The 21,441-nt window shown below is 57.8% G+C and carries 19 protein-coding genes and 1 rRNA gene; 5 read left to right on the top strand and 15 right to left on the bottom strand.

Annotated features, from left to right (window positions below; all coding sequences use genetic code 11):
- Nucleotides 1-7: 7 nt before the first annotated feature.
- The 9 genes from CHB79_RS20565 to CHB79_RS20525 all read right to left on the bottom strand — a co-directional run bounded on the left by CHB79_RS20565 (nt 8) and on the right by CHB79_RS20525 (nt 8,826).
- A complete protein-coding gene (locus tag CHB79_RS20565; protein WP_089361268.1) occupies nt 8-754 on the bottom strand; it encodes a fumarylacetoacetate hydrolase family protein in 747 nt (248 codons plus the stop codon).
- Nucleotides 751-2,187, bottom strand: a complete 1,437-nt coding sequence (gene hydA / locus CHB79_RS20560; RefSeq protein WP_089361267.1) for a dihydropyrimidinase — start codon at nt 2,185-2,187, stop codon at nt 751-753. Before hydA ends, CHB79_RS20565 begins: the two co-directional genes overlap by 4 nt.
- A gap of 103 nt (nt 2,188-2,290) precedes the next feature.
- Nucleotides 2,291-3,202 (bottom strand): allantoinase PuuE, encoded by a 912-nt coding sequence (locus tag CHB79_RS20555; RefSeq protein WP_089361266.1) that lies wholly within the window; start codon nt 3,200-3,202, stop codon nt 2,291-2,293.
- 45 nt (nt 3,203-3,247) lie between these two features.
- Nucleotides 3,248-4,108 carry a MurR/RpiR family transcriptional regulator gene (locus CHB79_RS20550; RefSeq protein WP_089361265.1) on the bottom strand — a complete coding sequence of 287 codons (861 nt, stop codon included), beginning with the start codon at nt 4,106-4,108 and terminating at the stop codon, nt 3,248-3,250.
- Between the two features lie 21 nt (nt 4,109-4,129).
- A complete protein-coding gene (locus CHB79_RS20545; protein WP_010485362.1) occupies nt 4,130-5,377 on the bottom strand; it encodes a cysteine desulfurase-like protein in 1,248 nt (415 codons plus the stop codon).
- Nucleotides 5,378-5,396: 19 nt separating this feature from the next.
- Nucleotides 5,397-6,131: an amino acid ABC transporter ATP-binding protein gene (locus CHB79_RS20540; RefSeq protein ID WP_089361264.1), complete on the bottom strand. Its 735-nt coding sequence runs from the start codon at nt 6,129-6,131 to the stop codon at nt 5,397-5,399.
- The gene (locus CHB79_RS20535) at nt 6,128-6,805 is read right to left on the bottom strand and encodes an amino acid ABC transporter permease (protein ID WP_010485358.1); all 678 of its coding nucleotides are present in this window, start codon (nt 6,803-6,805) and stop codon (nt 6,128-6,130) included. The genes CHB79_RS20540 and CHB79_RS20535 overlap by 4 nt, the downstream gene beginning before the upstream one ends.
- 36 nt (nt 6,806-6,841) lie before the next feature.
- The gene (locus CHB79_RS20530; RefSeq protein ID WP_089361263.1) at nt 6,842-7,618 is read right to left on the bottom strand and encodes a transporter substrate-binding domain-containing protein; all 777 of its coding nucleotides are present in this window, start codon (nt 7,616-7,618) and stop codon (nt 6,842-6,844) included.
- A 266-nt stretch (nt 7,619-7,884) separates the two neighbouring features.
- A complete protein-coding gene (locus tag CHB79_RS20525; RefSeq protein WP_089361262.1) occupies nt 7,885-8,826 on the bottom strand; it encodes a LysR family transcriptional regulator in 942 nt (313 codons plus the stop codon).
- Nucleotides 8,827-8,927: 101 nt separating this feature from the next.
- Here CHB79_RS20525 and araD1 point away from each other — a divergent pair, with 101 nt between their 5' ends.
- The 3 genes from araD1 to CHB79_RS20510 all read left to right on the top strand — a co-directional run bounded on the left by araD1 (nt 8,928) and on the right by CHB79_RS20510 (nt 12,290).
- Nucleotides 8,928-9,923 (top strand): AraD1 family protein, encoded by a 996-nt coding sequence (gene araD1 / locus CHB79_RS20520; RefSeq protein ID WP_089361261.1) that lies wholly within the window; start codon nt 8,928-8,930, stop codon nt 9,921-9,923.
- Nucleotides 9,924-10,050: 127 nt separating this feature from the next.
- Nucleotides 10,051-11,634, top strand: a complete 1,584-nt coding sequence (locus CHB79_RS20515; protein WP_089361260.1) for an aldehyde dehydrogenase (NADP(+)) — start codon at nt 10,051-10,053, stop codon at nt 11,632-11,634.
- Between the two features lie 149 nt (nt 11,635-11,783).
- The gene (locus tag CHB79_RS20510; RefSeq protein ID WP_089361259.1) at nt 11,784-12,290 is read left to right on the top strand and encodes a P-loop nucleotide/nucleoside kinase family protein; all 507 of its coding nucleotides are present in this window, start codon (nt 11,784-11,786) and stop codon (nt 12,288-12,290) included.
- Between the two features lie 35 nt (nt 12,291-12,325).
- Here the strand turns inward: CHB79_RS20510 and CHB79_RS20505 are convergent, their stop codons facing one another.
- The 4 genes from CHB79_RS20505 to CHB79_RS20490 form a co-directional block, all read right to left on the bottom strand.
- Nucleotides 12,326-14,062, bottom strand: coding sequence for an IlvD/Edd family dehydratase (locus CHB79_RS20505; protein ID WP_089361258.1), 1,737 nt, complete (start codon nt 14,060-14,062; stop codon nt 12,326-12,328).
- Between the two features lie 66 nt (nt 14,063-14,128).
- Nucleotides 14,129-15,433, bottom strand: coding sequence for a TRAP transporter large permease (locus CHB79_RS20500; protein WP_089361257.1), 1,305 nt, complete (start codon nt 15,431-15,433; stop codon nt 14,129-14,131).
- Between the two features lie 15 nt (nt 15,434-15,448).
- Entirely contained in the window at nt 15,449-16,009 is a 561-nt protein-coding gene (locus CHB79_RS20495) for a TRAP transporter small permease subunit (RefSeq protein ID WP_010485345.1), read from the bottom strand.
- Nucleotides 16,010-16,067: 58 nt separating this feature from the next.
- Nucleotides 16,068-17,096, bottom strand: coding sequence for a TRAP transporter substrate-binding protein (locus CHB79_RS20490; RefSeq protein WP_089361256.1), 1,029 nt, complete (start codon nt 17,094-17,096; stop codon nt 16,068-16,070).
- A gap of 192 nt (nt 17,097-17,288) precedes the next feature.
- On the opposite strand from CHB79_RS20490, the gene CHB79_RS20485 reads away from it, so the two are divergent.
- Nucleotides 17,289-18,236 carry a LysR family transcriptional regulator gene (locus tag CHB79_RS20485; protein WP_245851611.1) on the top strand — a complete coding sequence of 316 codons (948 nt, stop codon included), beginning with the start codon at nt 17,289-17,291 and terminating at the stop codon, nt 18,234-18,236.
- A 42-nt stretch (nt 18,237-18,278) separates the two neighbouring features.
- On the opposite strand, the gene CHB79_RS20480 is transcribed toward CHB79_RS20485, so the two are convergent.
- Nucleotides 18,279-19,883 carry a L,D-transpeptidase family protein gene (locus tag CHB79_RS20480; RefSeq protein ID WP_089361255.1) on the bottom strand — a complete coding sequence of 535 codons (1,605 nt, stop codon included), beginning with the start codon at nt 19,881-19,883 and terminating at the stop codon, nt 18,279-18,281.
- 127 nt (nt 19,884-20,010) lie between these two features.
- On the opposite strand from CHB79_RS20480, the gene CHB79_RS20475 reads away from it, so the two are divergent.
- On the top strand, nt 20,011-20,730 hold the full coding sequence (locus CHB79_RS20475) for a murein L,D-transpeptidase catalytic domain family protein (RefSeq protein WP_089361254.1): 720 nt from the start codon (nt 20,011-20,013) through the stop codon (nt 20,728-20,730).
- Nucleotides 20,731-21,178: 448 nt separating this feature from the next.
- Here the strand turns inward: CHB79_RS20475 and rrf are convergent.
- Nucleotides 21,179-21,294 (bottom strand): 5S ribosomal RNA (gene rrf, locus CHB79_RS20470).
- Nucleotides 21,295-21,441: the final 147 nt, after the last annotated feature.

Here is a 21,441-nt window from a genome sequence, read left to right as displayed (position 1 = left end):
ATTCGAATCAGGTTGAAAAAGTGACCGAACCCAAGCCTGCAAACTTAACTTCGACCCGGGCCGAAGGCGGCGCCCAGCAGATCCCGGTCCAACTGCCAGTCGCGACCAGGTCTCCGGCCCGTAGCGGATTGCCTTGCAGCGCAGCATGCCTTGCCAGCCAGGGGAGCGAGTTAAGCGGTTCAGCGAATGGGTGGCTGCCCGTGCTCACTTGTTGAGAAACACCATTGATCCGAACCTCGGCTGTTTGCCCCGGCCAATCAAACGGCGCTTCCAGCGAGCATGGTTCGCCGATGATAAGGGCGCGGTTTGATTGTTGGTCAGCCAGACGCAACAAGGGGTCTGCGTGCTCAGCGCTGAGCCAGCGCGTATCGCAAAGCTCGATGCCCGGCAACCACGCATCAATCGCGCGATAAGCCATTTCCAGATCGGTATGTTGATCAAGATCGCAACGCAGCCGCACGATCAACTCGCCCTCAATGCCGAAACCGTTGCAATAACCGGACGGCGCCTGCCAACCCGAAGAGTGGACGGCGTCAGCAGGTACGCCTGCCGCGCTGATAAAACTATCGGGGCTGCCACCCAGCTTCCAGGCCCGGGCCGGCTCCTGGCTGAACCAGCCGAGCGCATCAGCGACGCACTGTTGTACGGCATAGGCTTGAGCTTCACTTTCCAGCACCAGGCCCTCATGTGATTGGCGCTGGCCCGTATGCCAAGCCTCAATCAAGCGTGCGGCAACCTGTTCAACCATATTCATAAAGGTAACTCCGTCTTGCGCCGCCGCAATTGCGCGGGCGCGGGTCTGTCGCAGCGCATAAACTGTCCCCGTCCTGCTGCGCCACGTGGCTCACCATCCCACACCACCTCGCCACGGGACAAGGTCATCGCGGGCCAGGCGCTCAATTGCATGCCTGCATAGGGTGTGTAATCGACATTGTGATGCAGCAGTTCATTGCGCAAGTCGACTCGCTGGCCTTCATCCCAAATAACCAAATCAGCATCGGCGCCGATAGCAATGCTGCCTTTGCGCGGGTACAGGCCATACATCTTCGCCGCATTGGTTGAGGTCAGCGCAACAAAGCTCTGCGCAGTGATACGGCCACTGCGTACGCCTTCGGACCAGAGCAAGGCCATGCGCGTTTCAACACCGGGAATACCATTGGCAACCTGGTCGAACGAGATGTTTTCGCCATGGGCTTTCTTGCCGTCCGGGCCGTCGAAGCGAAAGGGCGCGTGATCGGAAGAGAATATCTCGAACGCACCATTTTCCAGCCCATCCCAGATGACTTGTTGATTGGCGGCATCCCGAGGCGGCGGGCTGCAAATACATTTAGCCCCTTCAAAGCTGTCATCACAGCCCAGGGAGTCAGCCGTCAGAAACAGGTACTGCGGGCAGGTTTCCGCGTAGACCTTCAACCCCTGGCTTTGTGCCCAGCGGATTTGCTCAACCGCCTCGCGCCCCGAGACATGGACGATAAGAATCGGCACATCAACCAGTTCGGCCAGGGCAATTGCACGATGCGTAGCTTCACGTTCGACCAGCATTGGCCGCGATGTCGCATGGTACTTCGGCGCACTCAGGCCAGCAGCCAGCAAGCGCTCGGTCAGCCAGGCGATACAATCGCTGTTCTCGGCATGCAGCATGACCATTGCACCTTCGCGCCGTGCCACCGACAGGGTTTCGAGAATTTCGCGGTCACCCAGCTTGAGCGCGTCATAGGTCATGTAGATCTTGAACGAGGTGTAGCCTTCGGCAATCAGTGCTGGCAGCTCTTCACGCAAAACCTCAGGCGTTGGATCTGTCACTATCAAGTGAAAGGCATAATCGATCACCGGCTTGTTGCCTGCACGGCGGTGATAATCATCCACTGCGGCACGCAGCGATTCACCCTTTTGCTGGCAGGCGAACGGAATCACCGTGGTGGTGCCCCCGCATGCAGCTGAGACCGTGCCGCTGAAAAAGTCATCCGCCATCAATGAACCGTCGCCGGTCGGCTGGTCCAGATGCACATGGCTGTCGACGCCGCCCGGCGTGACATGACGGCCGGCAGCGTCGATTTCGTGCAGGCCAGCAGGCAAATCCAGCGCCAGCGCGGTGATACGCCCATCGCGAATACCAATATCACTACTAAAGGTGTCCGCGGCGGTAACCACACGGGCGTTGCGAATGACAGTGTCGAAAGCTTGCATGTCAGGCCTCATGAAAAGCGCCGCGCAGCAGCTTTCAACTCATCAACTGTGGCGCGAGTATGAAATGCGAGGTGAAGTTGCCAACACCTCGGATAAAACTGATTCAGCGCGTGGTGGCAGCGTCGCGCTCCAGCCAGGCCTGGGCGATCTGTTCGCGGGTGGCGAACCAGACGCCTTCGTGGCCCTGGGCGTATTCAATGAATTTTTTCAGCGCGCGCACGCGCCCTGGCCGTCCCACCATGCGGGGGTGTAAACCGATGGACATCATGCGCAGGCCATCGGCGGACTCTTCGTGCAGCACCTCGAAACTTTCCTTCATGTACTCAAGAAAGTCAGAGGCTTGCGAAAGACCAGGCGAGTTCCAGTAGCGGAAGTCATTCACATCGCTGGTGTAAGGCACCACCAGATGGCGCTTGCCCTCGACCTCGACAAAGTAAGGCACATCATCGTTGTAGGCGTCGGAGTCATACAGGAATCCCCCTTCCTCGGCGACCAGGCGCCGCGTACGCACGCTGGCTCCGTAGCGGCAATACCAGCCCACCGGGCGCTTGCCGCAGGTGCGCTGGAAAGACTCTATGGCCAAGCGAATATGCTCGCGCTCCTGTTCTTCGCTGAGGCGAAACACCTCTTCCCAGCGATAACCATGGCTGCACACTTCATGGCCCAGGGCGACGGCCGCCTTGGCAACATCAGGGTTTTGCTCGAACGCCAGGGCGCAGGCATGGAAAGTGGCCGGTACATCTGCCTGTTGCAGAATCTGCAGAATCCGCCAGATACCGACGCGGGAGCCGTATTCATACATCGACTCCATCGCCAGGTTACGCACCCCTTCAGGGAATTGATAACTGCCCCACTCGGTCATGCTCTCCTGATCGGAGTCGCCCATGGCCAGCGAGCGCTCGGAGCCTTCCTCGTAGTTGATCACCACACTGATGGCCAGTCGCGCACCGTTGGGCCAGGTGCCTTGCGGACGCTGCTGACCATAACCAACCAGATCTCGAAGGGGTAACGCCATGGAAAATTCTCCTACAGGTTTGGCAAATTACTCAGCCACACAGGCTCAGCAATCAATCTCTTTCAAGGCTTCGTGGTCGGTCTGGCCATCGCCAAACGCCAAGCCCATGGCCAGTGTCTGGGCAACACAAAATGCTGCGGTAAGTGAACGAAAGCCGAGCAACTCAGCATCGTTGACCTCGATCATCACCGAAGCACATTGGCCTATCGGGCTGAGAATGCTGTCGGTGATCGCCACGATTGGCGTGCCGGAAGCCAGTGCCTGCTGGCAGGCATCAATCGTCTCCTGGGCGTAGGGCGGGAAACTCACGGCCACCAGGACATCATCGGCATGCAATGCACCGACCTGCTCACGCAGGCTGCCGCCCAAACCACTGATATGCACGGCACGGCGTCCCACCCGGCTCAAGGCATAGCTCAAGTAAGCCGCCATCGGGAACGACCTGCGCATGCCCACCACAAAGGTGGTGCGCGCCTTTTGCAGCAATGCGATGGACTGCTCCAGAGCCTGCACTTGCTGGCCTTCGGCCAAGTGCTCGAGCGAAACGATATTGGCCTGGCTGAAGGCAGACAGCATGGCGCCAACATCCCTTGGGTCATCCAGCAGTTGCTCGCCACGGTAATGTCGGATGCGCTCCTTGAAGCTGCCCTGCCCTGCCTTTTCCAACGGTGCCTTGAACAGCCGCTGCAGGTCGCTAAAGCCGCCGTAGCCCAATGCTTGCGCCAGGCGAATATATGCCGATGCAGGAATCGCCGAACGCTTGGCCAGCGCCGCCAATGTATTGAGGGCAGCATCGTGGGGATGCTCGATCAGGTAATGGGCGGCATCGCGCATCCGGCTGGTGAGTTTGTCCTGTCCCAGCGCGATGGCTGAGCGCAGTTCATCCAGGGTTTGTGGCAGTGACATAGGCAGGTCGCTCGGTAAAAATCAGGATGGGCGCAGCTCGGCAATAGCCTCACTCAAACAGGCCACTAACCGGGTCATTTCTTCGACGGTGTTGTAGTGTGCAATAGATACGCGCACCACCCCGCCTTGTTGTGCCAGGCCCAGTTCGTTGATCAGGTGACGCGCGTAGAAATCGCCAAAACGAATACCAATGCGTGCCGGGTCAATGCGCCGCACTATGGCTTCGGACTGCACGCCTTCGACGACAAAACTGATGGTCGGCACCCGGTCACCATTGGTCACCTGGCTCTTGCCGATGATACGCACGCCCGGTGCCTCTCGCAGATAAGCCAGCAGGGTTTCAGCCAGAAGATTCTCCTGGACCTCAAAGGCATCAAATGCCGCCTGCATGAGTTCGCGCTCACTGCCTTGAGCCCCCAGGCGACGGCCGATATCGACCAGGTAATCACTGATACCGATGCAACCGTACGACAGCTCATAGTTGAGGTTGCCGGGCTGGAGCTTGTAGGGCAGCACGTCGCGCCCGATGAAGAAGTGGTTGAGGCTTGGCAGCTCCAGAAGCAACTCGCGCTTGCCCCAGAGCACGGCGAAGTGGGGGCCAAAGACTTTATAGAAGCTGAATACGTAGTAGTCGGCGCCACTGGCCTGGACATCGACCAAGCGGTGTGGCGCGTAAGCCACCGCATCGACGCATAGCTTAGCCCCGACCTGATGCACACGACGCGCGACCTCGGCCACGGGATTGACGCTGCCCAGGATGTTCGAGGCATGGGTCATGGCCACATACCGGGTTTTCGGGCTGAGCAAGGCATCCAGGTCAGCCAGTTCCAGCTCCAGGGTTTGTGCATCGACATGCCACACACGCAGCACGGCATCGCGCTCCTCGCACAAGCGCTGCCAGGGGCCGATATTGGCTTCATGGTCGCTGTGGGTGACGATGACTTCATCGCCGGGCTTGATCGAAGGTGCAATCGCACGCGTGAGAATTTGCAGCAGATGGGTGGTCGAGCCGCCCATTACACACTCTTCGGGGTGGTAGGCATTGATTAGTTGCGCAACCGACTCACGCGCCTCCATCACCTTGGCGCCAGCCTGCACCGAGGGCTCATATGAGGCGCCAAGCTGCACCGCATGGTTGAGCAGGTACTGGCTGATACGATCGGCAACCGGCTTGAGTACGGCCGAACCACCTGCGTTATCGAGATAGGCATAGCCATCGGCCAGGGCGGGGAACTGGCTGCGAACGTAATTGATATCGAGCAAAGTCAAAATAAGTCTCCCGAAAGTATCAGTGATGCAGAATCGCCTGCAGAAAAGCCTGGGTTCTCGGCTCTTGCGGGGCGGTGAAAAACTCTTGCGGCTTGTTCTGTTCGATGATTCTGCCGCTCTCCATGAAGATCACCCGGTCGGCGACCTTACGCGCAAAACCCATTTCATGGGTGACCACGATCATGGTCACGCCAGAACGCGCCAGGTTTTGCATCACATCAAGCACTTCACCGACCATCTCCGGATCAAGCGCGGAGGTGGGTTCGTCAAACAGGATCACGCGTGGCTCCATGGCCATGGTCCGCGCAATGGCTACACGCTGCTGTTGGCCGCCGGACAGCTGGCTTGGGTATTTGTCGGCGTGGGCGGCCATGCCGACTTTCTCCAGCAGCGCACGCGCACGGTCATTGGCACTGCGCCGCGACATGCCGCGCACCCGCACCGGCGCCAAGGCAACATTGGCCAGCACCGTGAGATGGGGATAAAGATTGAAATTCTGAAACACCATGCCCACTTCGCAGCGAATGCTCGCGAGATTGGGACCGTTTTCCACACGCTGGTCGGCAACCCGGATCTCACCTTCCTGATAAGCCTCCAGCAGGTTGATGCAACGAATCAGCGTGGACTTCCCAGATCCGGACGGCCCCAGAATGACCACCACTTCGCCTTGTTCAACAGTCATGTTGATGTCGCTCAAGGCCTGGAACTGGCCGTAGAACTTATTCATGTGCTCGATTTCGATCAGGCTGCTCATGCGCTTTTACCCCCGGCAGCATTGCGCCGCTCTATCCAACTGACCATTTGCACCAGCGGCAAGAGCAGCAACAGATACATCACCGCGGCCCCCACCAAGGGCGTCGGATTAGCCGCCAGCGCCTGGGCTTGCGTTGCCTGCTTGAGCAAGTCAGGCATGGCCACCACCGATGCCAGCGCGGTGTCTTTCATCACGTTGATGCAGTTGCTGGTCATGGGCGGCATGACAATACGCATGGCCTGCGGCAGGATCACGTCGCGCATGGTGTTGAAAAAGCTCATGCCTTGTGACGCCGCAGCCTCGAATTGGCCCCGTGGAATGGCTTCGATGCCGGAACGAAAAATCTCAGCCGAATAGGCGCACGACACCAGCGACAAAGCTGCCGCTGCGGCCGCGAATGACGACAGGCGAATCCCCACAAAGGGCAATGCGTAGTAGATCAACACCAGCAGAACCAGCAGGGGAATCGAACGCAAGACATCAATATAGGCCCGCGCCAGCCAGCGAATCGGCGCGAAGGCATAGAGGCGCAACATCGCCAGCAGCAAGCCGCCAACCAACCCGAGAATGATACTGACCACACCCAACAGCACCGTCACGCCAAGGCCGCGAAGCATCAGTGGCAGCGCATCGACAAATACGCTCCAGTTGAAGAATGTATGTAACAGCTCCATAGAAAGCACCTTGCTCGTGAACGGTTGATCGAGTGATTACTTTGGTACGTCAGTCACCATCACCGTGCTCGAATCAGCTGCGGCTTCAGCACCAAACCATTTCTTGTGCAGGTCGGCGATCACGCCTTCTTTCTTCATGGTGCTGATGATGTCGTTGACCTTGGCGCTCTCGGACCAGTTCTTCGCGTGCATCAATGAATATTTTTCGCCCGTTGGAATACGTGCGACCACGGCGTACTGCGGCTTGTCCTTGATGTAATAAAGCACCGCTGGAATATCACTGACATAGCCGTCCAATCGGCCCGAAGCCAGATCCAGCATGGCGGGCGACAAACCTTCATAACGCGAGACATCCTTGAACTTGTATTCGCCCTTGTGCTCGCCAACCCACATGTCGCCGGTGGAGCCGGTATCGACGCCAACCACTTTGTCAGCCATGCCGTCCAGGCCCTTGATGCCCGACTTGGTCAATACCGACAAGGACTGGTCACTGTCGTAATAGGGCTGGGCGAAACCAACAGACTCAAGGCGTTTGGGAGTGATGGTGATTGAGGAAATGGCAATATCGGCACGCTTGGATTGCACCGCGCTGAACAGGCCATTGAAGGGGATATTGATGAATTCGACGCTCTTGCCCGCACGCTTGGCGACTTCCTTGACCAGATCAACCTCGAAGCCAACTATCTCGCCCTTGGCGTCCTGGAACTCCCACGGAACGTTGCCGACGTTTGCGCCCACCGTCCAGTCAGCGGCCAGAGTCGATGCTGAAAACGCAGTGGCGATTGCCATGCCCAAGAGTACTTTCACGTTCATGTCTAGCTCCTCGATTCAAGTCAGTCCTACAGGCCGCCCGCTTGGATGAACAGGCGTTTCGAGATTGAGCATAGGCACATGAATTAAATATTTCAACAACTTAATTTACTGAATTAAATGCTCCAGCAAAGTGCGAATCAGACCCGGTTTGGTGCAGTGTTTACAAGGCACACAGGGTCTGGTTACAGAGGATTTGCGTGGCAGAAAATCAATCCAGACGCACTGATGCAGGGCGCCGGATCAACCCTTAGGACACCGGCATTCGATCACACAACGGGTTCGCCGGAGGATTCTTGGCGCAGCTCTTCAAGCAACAACTGCGCAGGGAATGACAACTGGCTGGCGTGACGGACAATCACACCGTAGGGCTCGCGTCTTGATTGGATCTGCAGGTCCAGGCGGCCAATCATGCCAAAACCCTGGCTGAACCCGGCCACCTCGCGCGGCATCAAGGCCACCGATCTCGCGTCTTGTTGCAACAGGCTGAGCATGCTGAAGGTCGAAGCAGTCTCCAACGGGTAACGCGGGAACTCAAGGCCTGCCTGGCTGAACTCGTGCTCAAGCAACAAGCGCATGGGCATATTGGCCGGGTAGATGATCCAGCGACAATCACTGAGTTGCGCCAGTTTTACATTGGCAACGCCCACCAGCGGATGTTCTGGATGAGCCACCAGCACCAGCTGTTCTTCGAACAGCTTCAGGCAATCGTAGGCATCCGGCCTGCGGCTGACACTGGTGCGGCAGATGGCCAGATCGAGACGCCCCTGATCGACCAGGCTGAGCAGGCGCTCGCTGGTGTCCTCGACGATTTCCACCGACAACTCCGGCTGCTTTTCGCGTAAGCCTGTCAGGGCGCGCATCAATTGCGGGACCGCACCCATGATCACTCCAACCGACAGTCGCCCGCCATGGCCCTGAACAATGCCGATCATCTCTTCGCGCAGGTGCGCCAGGTCGCTGTGGATAAGTCGCGCATAGCGAATCACGCAGCGGCCCAGGTCATTTGGTGCCAGGCCTTGGCTGGTACGGGTAAACAGGCTGGCACCAAAAGTCGTCTCGATCTCATGCAGCGCCTTGGTCGCACCGGGTTGGCTAATTGCTACCTGCTCGGCCGCACGATGCAGCGAGCCTTGCTCATCGAGGGCAATAAGCAAGCGCAGTTGCTTGAGGCGCAAGCGCGAAACAATTGAAGGCAAGGACGAGATCATGGTGATGACTAAAAGTTATCGCTCAATCAGAAGCTTTCATTAGGCAGCATCTCCAAGGATTTTTAAAGTGATGCTTTAGGCTATCAACAGGAGCCAGGCCGATGCGCTTGATTCAATTCGAAAATGAACAGGGCCAACGCCACGTCGGCGTGGTCAATGGCGAGCGTATCGACATCGTACGTGACGCGCGCAGCACCCGTGAGCTGGCCCTTGCCGCCATCCGCAACCAGCGCAGCCTGCAGGCGCAGATTGAAGCCCATGGCTGTGAGCCTGGGCCGCTTTACCGCCAAGTGCTCGACGAACAGCGCGTACTGCCTCCGCTGGACCACGAAGACCCGGCGCATTGCCTGGTCAGCGGCACCGGCCTGACTCACCTCGGCAGCGCCTCGACCCGTGACAAGATGCACCAACAGGCTGAGCAAGAAGTAACCAAGCTGACCGACACCATGCAGATGTTCCGCTGGGGCATGCAAGGCGGCCGTCCAGAATCAGGCACAGCTGGCGCTCAACCCGAATGGTTTTACAAAGGGGACGGCAGCATCGTGGTTCGCCCCGGCGCTGATTTCCCGGCCCCTGACTTTGCCGAAGACTTTGGCGAAGAGCCGGAACTGACCGGGCTCTATGTGATTGGCGATGACGGCATGCCCTATCGCGTGGGTTATGCACTGGGCAATGAATTTTCCGATCATGTGGTTGAACGCAAGAACTACCTGTATCTGGCCCACTCGAAATTACGTTTCTGCTCCTTTGGTCCGGAAGCGCGCCTGGGTGAACTGCCCAAGCATCTGGCTGGCATGAGCCGTATTCGTCGCGATGGCGCAGTGCTCTGGGAAAAGGAGTTTCTCTCCGGCGAAGAGAACATGTGCCATAGCCTGGAGAACCTCGAATACCATCATTTCAAGTACGCACAATTCCTTCGCCCCGGCGATGTCCATGTGCATTTCTTTGGCACCGCTACACTGTCATTCGCCGATGGCGTCAAGGCGCAGCCTGGTGACCAGTTCGAAATCAGTCTCGATGCTTTTGGCGAGCCACTGCGCAACGGTATCGAAATCAACAAAACGTCTTTTGTCGCCGGTACAGTCAAGGCGCTCTGAGCCACTTCGCCAAGCCCCTTGCAAGAGTTGGTTACGCAAGGGAACTGACAGCTCGCAGGCTGCGAGGCACTTCATCATTCGCGGGCCTATGCCCACCGCCTGAACCCATAAGGTCAAGGAGTCGAACATGCCCGATATACTCGGTCAAAACTACATCGCCGGGGGCCGTAGCGCTGCTGGCAATACCGCTTTGCAAAGCTACGACGCACAGAGCGGCGAAGCGCTTCCCTACCAATTCCATCAGGCCACGGCCGATGAGGTAAACGCGGCCGCCGAAGCCGCCGCAGCCGCCTATCCCGCTTACCGCAGCCTGCCTGCGGAAAAGCGCGCGGAATTCCTCGAAGCCTGCGCCGCCGAAATTGATGCCTTGGGCGATGATTTCGTGGCCCTGGTTTGCCGTGAAACCGCCTTGCCAGCCGCCCGCATTCAAGGCGAGCGTGGCCGCACCAGCGGGCAAATGCGCTTGTTCGCGCAGGTCCTGCGCCGTGGTGATTTCTACGGTGCAAGGATTGACCAGGCATTGCCCGAGCGCCAACCAATGCCGCGCCCGGACCTGCGTCAATACCGCATTGGGGTTGGCCCCGTTGCTGTATTCGGTGCCAGCAACTTCCCCTTGGCATTTTCAACCGCAGGTGGCGACACCGCTGCTGCACTGGCAGCAGGCTGCCCGGTGGTGTTCAAGGCCCACAGCGGCCACATGGCCACCGCCGACTGCGTAGCGGGCGCTATCACTCGCGCTGCGCAGAAAACCGGCATGCCCGCCGGTGTATTCAACATGATCTATGGCTCGGGCGTCGGTGAGCTGTTGGTCAAGCATTCAGCCATTCAAGCCGTAGGGTTCACCGGCTCCCTGAAAGGCGGCCGCGCCCTGTGCGACATGGCTGCTGCCCGCCCGCAACCCATCCCGGTATTTGCCGAGATGTCGAGCATCAACCCGGTGCTGATGCTGCCGGAAGCCTTGAAAACCCGTGGCGAGCAGATTGCAGCCGACCTCAGCGCCTCGGTGGTACTTGGCTGTGGTCAGTTCTGCACCAGTCCGGGCCTGGTTATCGGCGTTAGCTCGCCGGAATACAGCGCCTTTATCAAGACCCTGTCCCAGCAGATGGGCGACAAACCGGCGCAAACCATGCTCAATGCTGGCACGCTCAAGAGCTACGTCGGTGGCCTTCAACGCTTGCATGCACACACCGGCATCAGCCATTTGGCCGGTAGCGAGCAAACGGGCAACCAGGCATATCCCCAGCTGTTCAAGGCGGATGTGAGCTTGCTGCTCGAAGGGGACGAGTTGCTCCAGGAAGAAGTTTTCGGGCCGACCACCATCGTGGTTGAGGTGGCCGATCGCGCGGAACTGCTGAGTGCCCTGCACAGCCTGCATGGGCAACTCACCGCGACCCTGATCGCCGACGAGGCTGACCTGCACAATGCCGGCGACCTGCTGGCAGTGCTTGAGCAAAAAGCTGGCCGCCTGCTGCTCAATGGCTACCCGACAGGCGTTGAGGTGTGCGACTCGATGGTCCACGGGGGCCCCTATCCGGCAACTTCCGACTCACGTGGTACTTCCGTGGGCACATTGGCCATCGATCGCTTCTTGCGCCCTGTGTGCTACCAGAACTGCCCGGACGCACTGCTGCCACAAGCGTTGCAGAATGCCAATCCACTGGGCATTCAGCGCCTGGTCGATGGCAAGCCCAGCACCAGCGCCCTGGCTTGAGTCGTTGATGGCGATCAGTTACGCCTGAAGCGTTCACCCCAACAATGCCCGGCTAAAATGCCGGGCATTGTTGTTTATGAGCGACGCCCTTCCTAGCTGCCACAAGCCATGGCTTAGACTGGGCCTGCTGGTCAATCAAAGGAAGCAAAATGCTTATTGTCTTCAGCGGCCTGCCTGGAACCGGCAAGACCACCATTGCCAGTGCCCTGGCCCGGCAAACAGGGGCTATGTATCTGCGGATCGATACAATTGAGCAAGCCATCCGCAATGCCGATGGCTTGGTCGGTGACCTGGGGTGCTGCGGGTATAGCATCGCCAACGAGCTGGCCCTGAGTAATCTGCGCCTTGACAACACAGTTATCGCCGATTGCGTCAACCCAGTTGCCGAAAGCCGCGAAGCCTGGCGCATAACAGCCACAAACGCAGCGGTAGAGTTGGTCAATATCGAGGTCAGCTGCTCAGACACAACAGAGCACCAGCGTCGAGTTGAAACGCGCAGCTCCGACATTGCAGGACTGAGTCCGCCGACATGGCAGGCAGTGCTCAATCATGATTACCAAGCCTGGGACAGCCCGCCTCTGCAGATCGACACAGCCCGGCTCATGCCGGCACAGGCCGTGGCCATGATCCTGCGCCACATCAATCCCAAGCCTTGAACCCGGCGCACGTTGCGCACGCCGGGTAGCTTCACTTAGTGCGAGTGACGCGGCACATCGGAACCACGGCAGCCGACCAGAAAGTCAAAGTCACACCCCTCATCGGCCTGCAGCACGTGATCAACATACAGACGGCGGTAACCGCCATCCCAGATCAAGCCCTGGGGTGCCTGCCATGCGGCAAGTCGCGCCTGTAGCTCTGCATCCGAAATATCCAGGTGCAGGCGTCCGGCATCACAGTCGAGCTCGATATAATCGCCATTTTGCACCACGGCCAATGGCCCACCCGCTGCGGCTTCCGGTGCGACATGCAGTACCACTGTACCGTAGGCTGTACCGCTCATGCGTGCATCCGAGATCCGCACCATATCGGTGATGCCCTTGGCCAGCACCTTTGGTGGCAGGCCCATGTTGCCGACCTCCGCCATGCCCGGATAACCCTTGGGCCCGGCATTCTTCAGCACCAGTACGCAGGTCTCGTCGACATCAAGATCAGGATCGTTGATACGCGCTTTATAATCGTCGAAGTCCTCGAACACTACAGCACGGCCTCGGTGCTGCATCAGCTCTGGTGAAGCAGCGGAAGGTTTCAGTACCGCGCCTTTGGGTGCAAGGTTGCCACGCAGGATGCTGATGCCACCATCGCGGCGCAGAGGGTTATCCAACTGACGAATCACTTCGTCCTCACCGTAGATCGGCGCATCGGTGCAGTTGTCCCACAGGCTGCTGCCGTTGACCGTCAGCGCGTCAGGATTCGGCAGCAGGCCCTTCTCGCCCAGGCGACGAATCACCGCTGGCAGACCACCGGCGTAGTAGAACTCTTCCATCAGGAAACGTCCCGATGGCTGCAAGTCAACGATAGTCGGCGTACCGCGTCCAACTCGGGTCCAGTCATCCAACTCAAGCTCAACGCCCATGCGCCCGGCGATCGCCTTGAGATGGATCACCGCATTGGTCGAGCCACCAATGGCGGCGTTGACCCGAATCGCGTTCTCGAAGGCTTCGCGGGTAAGAACTTTCGACAACCGCAAATCTTCACGCACCATCTCGACAATGCGCATGCCGGACATATGCGCCAGTACATAGCGACGTGCATCCACAGCCGGAATCGCCGCGTTGTGCGGCAGAGATGTGCCCAGGGCTTCGGCCATACATGCCATGGTCGAGGCCGTACCCATGGTGTTGCAGGTACCCGCTGAACGCGACATGCCGGCTTCAGCGGCCATGAAGTCGTGGATCGAGATCTTGCCGGCCTTCACTTCTTCGCTGAGCTGCCAAACCACGGTGCCCGAACCAATGTCCTTGCCCTTGTGCTTGCCATTAAGCATCGGCCCGCCGGTCACAACAATCGCTGGCACATCGCAACTAGCAGCCCCCATCAACAGCGCCGGCGTGGTCTTGTCGCAACCGGTCAGCAGCACCACGGCATCTACCGGGTTGCCGCGGATCGACTCTTCAACGTCCATGCTCGCCAGGTTACGCGTGAGCATGGCGGTTGGCCGCAAGTTGGATTCACCGCTGGAAAACACCGGGAATTCAACCGGAAAACCACCGGCTTCAAGTACGCCTTTCTTGACGTGCTCGGCGATCTTGCGAAAGTGCGCGTTGCACGGCGTCAGCTCAGACCAGGTATTGCAGATGCCAATGATTGGCTTGCCTTGGAACTCGTGATCGGGAATGCCCTGATTCTTCATCCAACTGCGGTACATGAACCCGTTTTTGTCGGCGGTACCGAACCATTGGGCAGAACGTAATGTGCGTTTCTCAGTCATGATTGCAACCTGTCAAGCAAGGGGGAGCTCGCCTGGAGCTACCCTGGGTAATTGAAAAATGGGGGGTTAGAGCAAGCCCGTCGAAAGGACTGGGAAGAACAACAGCAGGCTGAGTACGCACAGCTGAATGATGATGAAAGGCACCATCGATTTGAAAATATCGGTCAGGGTGATATCCGGGGGCGCCACACTTTTCAGGTAGAAAGCGGCGGGACCAAAGGGTGGTGAGATGTATGAAACCTGCATGCTCACGGCAAAGAGAATCCCGAACCACACCGGGTTGTAGCCCAGTTGCACAACAATAGGCACAAAGATCGGCAGGCACAGCATGGCAATGCCGATCCAGTCGAGAATCATGCCCAGCACCAGGAAGATCAGCATCATCACCATGATGATGACCACAGGTGCGACATCGAGCCCGGTGATCGCCGATGACACGAAGCGGTTGCCACCCATCAGGTTGTAGACGCCAACCAGGCAAGCAGCGCCAATCCCGATCCAGACGATCATGCCGCAGGTTTCCAGGGTCTGGGTCAGGCTGGCCTGGAGCAACTTCAGACTAAACTCACGACGCAGCACAATCGCCAACAGCACGCCCAGGGCACCCATTGCCGCCGCCTCGGTAACCGAGGCGATACCGCCGTAGATGCTGCCCAGCACCAGCCCGGCAATAGCCACTGGATAGAACATACCCTTGATCGCTTCGGACACTGTCAGGCGTGGAAGACCGTCCGAATCCTGCTTGATATGCGCCCCGCCCATTTGTGGATAACGCACGCACATCACCACCACATAGAGCATGTAGCAGCCCATCAACAGCACGGCGGGCACCACGGCGGCCTTGAACAAGTCGGCAATCGACACGCTGGCGATCAGGCCGTAGATGATCAGAACGATTGACGGCGGCACCATGGTGCCGAGCGAACCACCAGCGCAGACAACGCCGATTGCGATGCGCTTGTCGTAGCCCAGACGCAGCATTTGCGGCAGGGCCAACAAGCCCAGCAGGACGATTTCTCCGCCGATGATGCCGGAAATGGCTGCAAGGAAGAACGCCACCACCAGTGTCTGTACGGCAACCCCACCAGGCATCCTGCCGGCGAAGAAACGCATCGAGTTGAATAAATCCCGGGCCAGGCCCGATCTATCGAGCAGCCCCGCCATGAACACAAACATGGGTACGGCAACGAGCGAATACTCGGTGATAAAACCATACATGCGGCTGGCCACCAGCGGCGTGGCCATCGGGCCAAACCAACCGAGGGTAAAACCTGCGGCAACCAAACCTGTCACGAACGCCAGCGGCAGCCCCATAATCAGCAGGCCGAAGATGGCAAAAATCATCAGATACGTAGCGATTTCAATACTCATGGCGCTGATCTCGAATTATTGCTTGTTGCGCCATTGGCGACCGATACGCACAACTTGCTGCACTGCCATGATGGCAATCGCAATCAGGATGACGATCTTGGTAAAAGCGGGAAGCGGCGGATTCCAGGCCGAGCCTGAGGTTTCCAGGCGCCAGGCCCCTGTCGGCGAATGGGTGGCGTTAAATGCCAGGACCCAGGCGGCGTAGCCAATTGCCAGGCAAAACACCACGCCCAGCAGCAAGTTGAATATCTCCAGCCAATTGCGCTTACGCGGCGAGAGACGATCGAGCAGGATACGAATCTGGATATGCCGATTGGTTGCCAGCGCGTAGGGGCCGCCCAGGGCGAAAATCGATGCCACCAGGAATGTGGTGGTTTCGTGCGCCCAGTCGGTTGGCGCGTTGAACACGTAGCGCATGATCACTTCGTAGACACTGACCAGCATGGCCAGGAACACCAGCCAGGCGATTGCTTGGCCCATACGCTGGATAACACGATCAAGTGGATTGTTACTGGGCACGGACTCGGGCTCAGCAACACCGAGCGGGTTTTCGCTCGTTGGCGGATTCGCTTTCACGGGGAGACTCCTGACTTCCAGAGCGACCTGTGCAGAACTGCACAGGTCGTGCGGGGGATCAGAGCAGGTCTTTGCTCTGCAGATAAGACTTGATTGAATCCACGGCTTCCTTGGCTTCAGGGCTGCTGTTGCGCCAGGTGTCCCACTCGGTGCGGGCAATCTGGCGGAATTTCTTCAGCTCTTCAGGGGACAGCGTGGTCAAGGTCACATCACCACGCTTGGTCGCCAGTTCAACCTGCTCCTGGTCTTTCTTGTGCAGGTCGCTGATCAGCGTCGCGGTGAATTGATCAACAGAGTCCTCAAGGATTTTCTGCTGTTCGGCGCTCAGGCCATCCCAGATCGTCTTGTTGATCGAGATGTCTTTCATCGGCATCGAGTGGAAGCCCGGATGCACGGCGAATGGCGCGTACTTGTAGTAACCCTGCTCATAGTTGGTGGAGAACACCGTGTAGTCGGCGGCATCAATAACGCCCTTTTCCAGGGCGGTGTAGACCTCGGATGTCGGCAGGTTCACGGGGGCGGCCCCCACCAGCTTGAAGATATTCGAGACCATGCCTTCCGGCGCACGAATCTTCATGCCTTTGAAGTCGGCCAGGGTGTTGATCTTCTTTTTGCTGATCAAGGCTTCGACCCCAACAGCGCCGGCGCGGATCAGGTGAACGTTGTAGGGTTCGACCAGCTTGTTGTAACCCGCTTCGCCACCGCCGTTGCGCATGTAGTCGAGGAAGGTCGAGGTGTCGCTCCAGGCGCCGACCATATTGCCGTAAACGGCAAAGGCAGGGTTTTTACCTGAGAAATAACCGGGGTCGGTGATCTGGCCCTGGATGATACCGGCGCCAACGGCGTCCAGTGTTTCGTTGTTACCGACTATGGTGCCTGTCGGCATCACTTCGATGACAATTTCACCCTTGGTTTTTTCAGCTACGTCTTTCGCCCAGTTCTGAGCGATTCGGTACTCATCATCGCCAGCGTTGACGTTGATCTGGAACTTCCACTCTTCCTTGGCAAAGGCGGCAGTGGAACTTAGGAGCACAGCCATAGCAACGGCGCTCAGGGTCAGGCGGTTGGAAAATTTACTGGGTTGCATGGTGCCTCTCCATTTATTTTTATCAGGCATTTTGGCGGCAACACCGTCTAGGGCGCTACTCGCAAGCAGGTGTGCCAAGTCAACAGGCAGGCCGGCACACGCGTTCCGAGGCCAAAGAGTAGACAGATCATGGATAATCAACAAATATGTAATTTCGCCAAATACATATACAAATGGATATACCTAAGCCGAATGAAACCACTCAATAACAACTGGTTCGTGCGTGCGCGCCTCAAAAGCCGCCACATTCCGGTGCTGGTCGCACTGGGAGAAACCTGCAACCTTAATCGAGCGGCTGAAGGCCTGGGTATTTCCCAACCGGCAATCTCAAAGCTGGTCAAGGAGTTAGAGGACGGCCTGGAGGTGCCACTATTCGAACGCCATGCACGTGGCGTGGTGCCTACGCTCTATGGCGAGGCGGTCATTCGCTATGCGCGCCGGGTGCAAACCAGCCTCGACAGCGCTTTTGATGAAGTGATCGCACTGCGCGCCGGGCATCGCGGCCACGTCCGCATCGGGACCATTCTCACGCCTTGTGCCGACCTGTTGCCGGAGTTGATCCGCCAGGTGAAACAATTGCATCCCAACCTGGAACTGAGTATCCACACCGGCTCAAGCCGCGACCTGATGACCACCTTGAACGACGGCGAACTGGATTTTCTGGTCGCACGCTTCTTCGCCGATGTAGGCCTCAGCGGCATGCACTTCGAGCCGCTGCACAAGGAACCCCTGTGCGTATGTGCTCGTGCCGGGTTGATCGACCAACGATTGTCCCGCGAGGCGCTGCATCAGGCCGACTGGGTGCTGCCACCGTCCGGCAGCGTATTACGCTACGAATTCGATGCGCTTTTCCAGCAAAAAGGCATGCTGCCGCCGAGTAAGGTGGTCAATGCCGAGAACCTGCTAATGGTCACCACCTTGCTTGAACACAACAACATGCTGACCGTGCTGCCGCGCGAGGTGGTCGCCCATTACGCGCGCTACAACATGCTGGCCGTGGTCGATGTCGAAGCCGGGATCGAAGAAGATCTGAATCGCAGCTTGATGGCCTATGGAATCATCACCAAGCATGAAGATTTGCTTTCCCCCTCGGCCAAAAGCGTGCTGACCCAGCTCAGGAAAATTGCCCAGTCGCTCTAAGGCAGCCCCCAGCCATGATCCCGACCAAATCCCGGGGCGCGCTTATTTATCGAGCAATTGTGCAGTGATGATTTTCTGGTCGTTGTCGTACATATCGGGGTAGTAATGGATAATCCCATTGGCATCGACTTCCACTGTCCAATAGGCCATCACCAGGTTGAGTTGCTGATCCAGGCGGTACTGGCTGGTCTTGCCTGAATCGAGGCGGGCCTGGACTGTGCGCATCTGATCTGCATCGAGAATCTTGGTGAGCAATGTCTGGATGGCCTCGACACGCACACAACCGGAGCTGAACACCCGTGGTGAACGGTCAAACAAGCGCTGGCTGGGCGTATCATGCAGGTATACCGAGAACGGATTATCAAACCGCAGCACCACTCGGCCCAGTGGATTGTTCACCCCCGCCTCCTGGCGCAGCATGATCGCACCGGGTTTTGACCAGTCGATGTCATGGGGGTTGAGGCGCTGGCCCTGGTGGTTATAGACATTCATCTGGTGTTTATCCAGGTAGCCGATATCGCTACGGATCGCAGGTAATTTGTCCTCGCGCAGAATAGTTGGCGGCACTGTCCATGTCGGGTTCAGGGTTATCCGGTTGATACGCGACACCAACAAAGGTGTTTTACGCTCCGCACGGCCGACCTGGGTGCGCTTGCGCCACAGGTCCACGCCATTTTGCATCAACATCACCTCGGCACCCGCAACGTTCACCGCCACCTGTGCCTGCGTTAAATCATCGGCGAGCCAACGCAGTCGCTCAAGATTGACCTTCAATTGCTCGCGCCGGGTCAGCGGTGAAACATTGAGTTCGGTCAGGGTCGCGGTACCCAGCACACCATCATCGTTAATCCCATGACGGGCCTGGAATGCCCTCAGGGCTGCAACAGTACCTGGGTCGAACCGGGTGTCTGTCTGAACACTGCCGCTGGTAAGCGCAGTGTTGTAGCCCTCTGCGTTGAGCCGGGTACGCAAGGCAGGAACCCGCGGGTCAGATTGGCCCGGGTGAAGGGTGGGACCTGCGGCAATCGGCTGCCAGCTTTGCAGCGGCCGACTGCGCAGTGCCGCATAGGCTGAGCGCAGCTGCTGATACTGCACGAGGCTCGGTCGCACGGCTTTAAACGCCAGGCCGGGCTCCGACAGATTGGCGATTGCAACCGGCATTATTGTGACCTTGGCTGAGGGCCGTACTGGCATATCGGAAGAACGCCAAACACTTTCCAGCTTCTGTTGCGACAAACGACCGTAGTGCAGGTCATGCAGCGCCTGCAGGTAGCTATGGGTCGTCAGAATATCAATGCAGGCTCGCAATCTGGGACTGGCATCGAGCGGCATGCTCGGTATTGGGTAATCGGTTGGCGATAATCCATCATCTGCCAACTGATTGACCTGTTCCAACAGCATGACCCGTGTGGCTTCATTTGGCCAAGCCAACGCCCCAGCAAGCGGTTGATAAAAATCATGCAATTGCGCTCTGGAAAAATCGTCTAGGCTTGTCGGCAGGGGCGCGCAACTGGTCGAGAGCGTGTCGATCAGCACACCCATGCTTTCTGTCGGGTTTGATTCAAGTGGCGGTAAGGTCACTGCATGACCGACAAATGGCGCCAGAATTAAGGCCAAGACCGTGTAAACTGCTCGTTTTTTGATCAATGAACTGCTCCATCCTTAGCTATACAGATCCGCCACCTCTAATGTGGCTCAATAATAAGTATAAGCGAGTCATCGCAAGGTCGACGCCAGGATGCACAGAAGCAATTGCTTTAGAGGGGAAGGGTTTATGTCTGTATGGGTTCGCCGGCTCTGCGTTGCAGGGCTAATGTCTTTCTGTGGCCCCCTTTTGGCCGCCTCCACTCAACCAATAAAAGACCCGCTGGTAGCACAACTGACCAAAGTAGCGCCTGGACTGGATCGCGAAGCCTTGCGCCACGCAGTTGCCGCCATGCAGTGCGCGGTCAATAACGGCGCCGCCCGCGCCAACAACCTCGCCGTCATTGATTACTCCCAGCCTTCATCGGCCAAACGCTTGTGGATATTCGACCTCAAGCGCCAGAAATTAATTTTGCGTGACTATGTAGCCCACGGCCGCATGTCGGGCGAGAACATTGCCAGCCAGTTTTCAAATCGGTTGGGCAGCTATCAAAGCAGCCTTGGACTATTTCGCACAGCCGAAAGCTACAGTGGCAAACACGGGCTATCGTTGCGAATGGACGGTCTCGAGCCAGGTTTAAACGATCTTGCACGGGAACGAGCCATCGTCATCCATGGCGCCAGTTACGTTGATCCTAATTTGATCCGCAGCCAAGGCCGCATTGGTCGCAGCCTCGGTTGTCCGGCCGTGCGCCCACAGGTTGCGCGAATGGTGGTCAACAAACTTAGCGGCGGCCAGTTCCTGTTTGCCTGGCATCCCAAGGCGCGTTGGACCCAACAGTCTGCCTACTTCAACTGCAAGCCACGCCAGGTCGCCGGTATCATCAATAGCCTTGGCCCGCGCAGCTAGCGCTCTAGCCATCTCGGCCGCAAGCAGGCGTAAAACAAAAAGGCAGACCTTTGGGTCTGCCTTTTTGTTTGTCCAGCATTGTGCGGTGCTTCGGATTATCCCAGCTAACCAGACTTGGATATTGAGCCTGGACAGCCTGGCTTTGCGTTGCTTGCCGGGTTCCAGTGCATATTTCCGGACAATGCTTTTCGCCCATGACATCAGTTGAGCAAAGCCTTATCACCAGGACGCGTAGCTGCGAATATCGCGGCGACCAAGCCATCGGTGCAGCCAATAAAAAGCCACCTCGCGGTGGCTTTTTATTGGCTGGGTATCGGCCTTGACTGACTACTCTTGGTTGTCAGCATGGCAGCCAGGCGATGGGCATGCAGTGCTGTGCAGTCGTGCTTTTGTTTAGGGCAAAGAGAAACCCCAGACCATTTACATGATCTGGGGTTTCGGTATAGGCGCTTGACGATGACCTACTCTCACATGGGGAAACCCCACACTACCATCGGCGATGCATCGTTTCACTACTGAGTTCGGGATGGGATCAGGTGGTTCCAATGCTCTATGGTCGTCAAGCAATTTGTTTGAAGCCTCGTCTTGGACGCTGCTTCGAATCGGGTATGTGATGTTTGTAGTGTTGCAAACTTTCGGTTCTATCAACTTCTGTTATGACACTCAAACAGCAAATTGTTTGGGTGTTATATGGTCAAGCCTCACGGGCAA

The organism is Pseudomonas segetis (assembly GCF_900188155.1).
GTDB classification, from domain to species: domain Bacteria; phylum Pseudomonadota; class Gammaproteobacteria; order Pseudomonadales; family Pseudomonadaceae; genus Aquipseudomonas; species Aquipseudomonas segetis.
The sequence above is the reverse complement of the archived record's forward strand: the minus strand, read 5'-3'. Positions and strand labels throughout refer to the sequence as shown.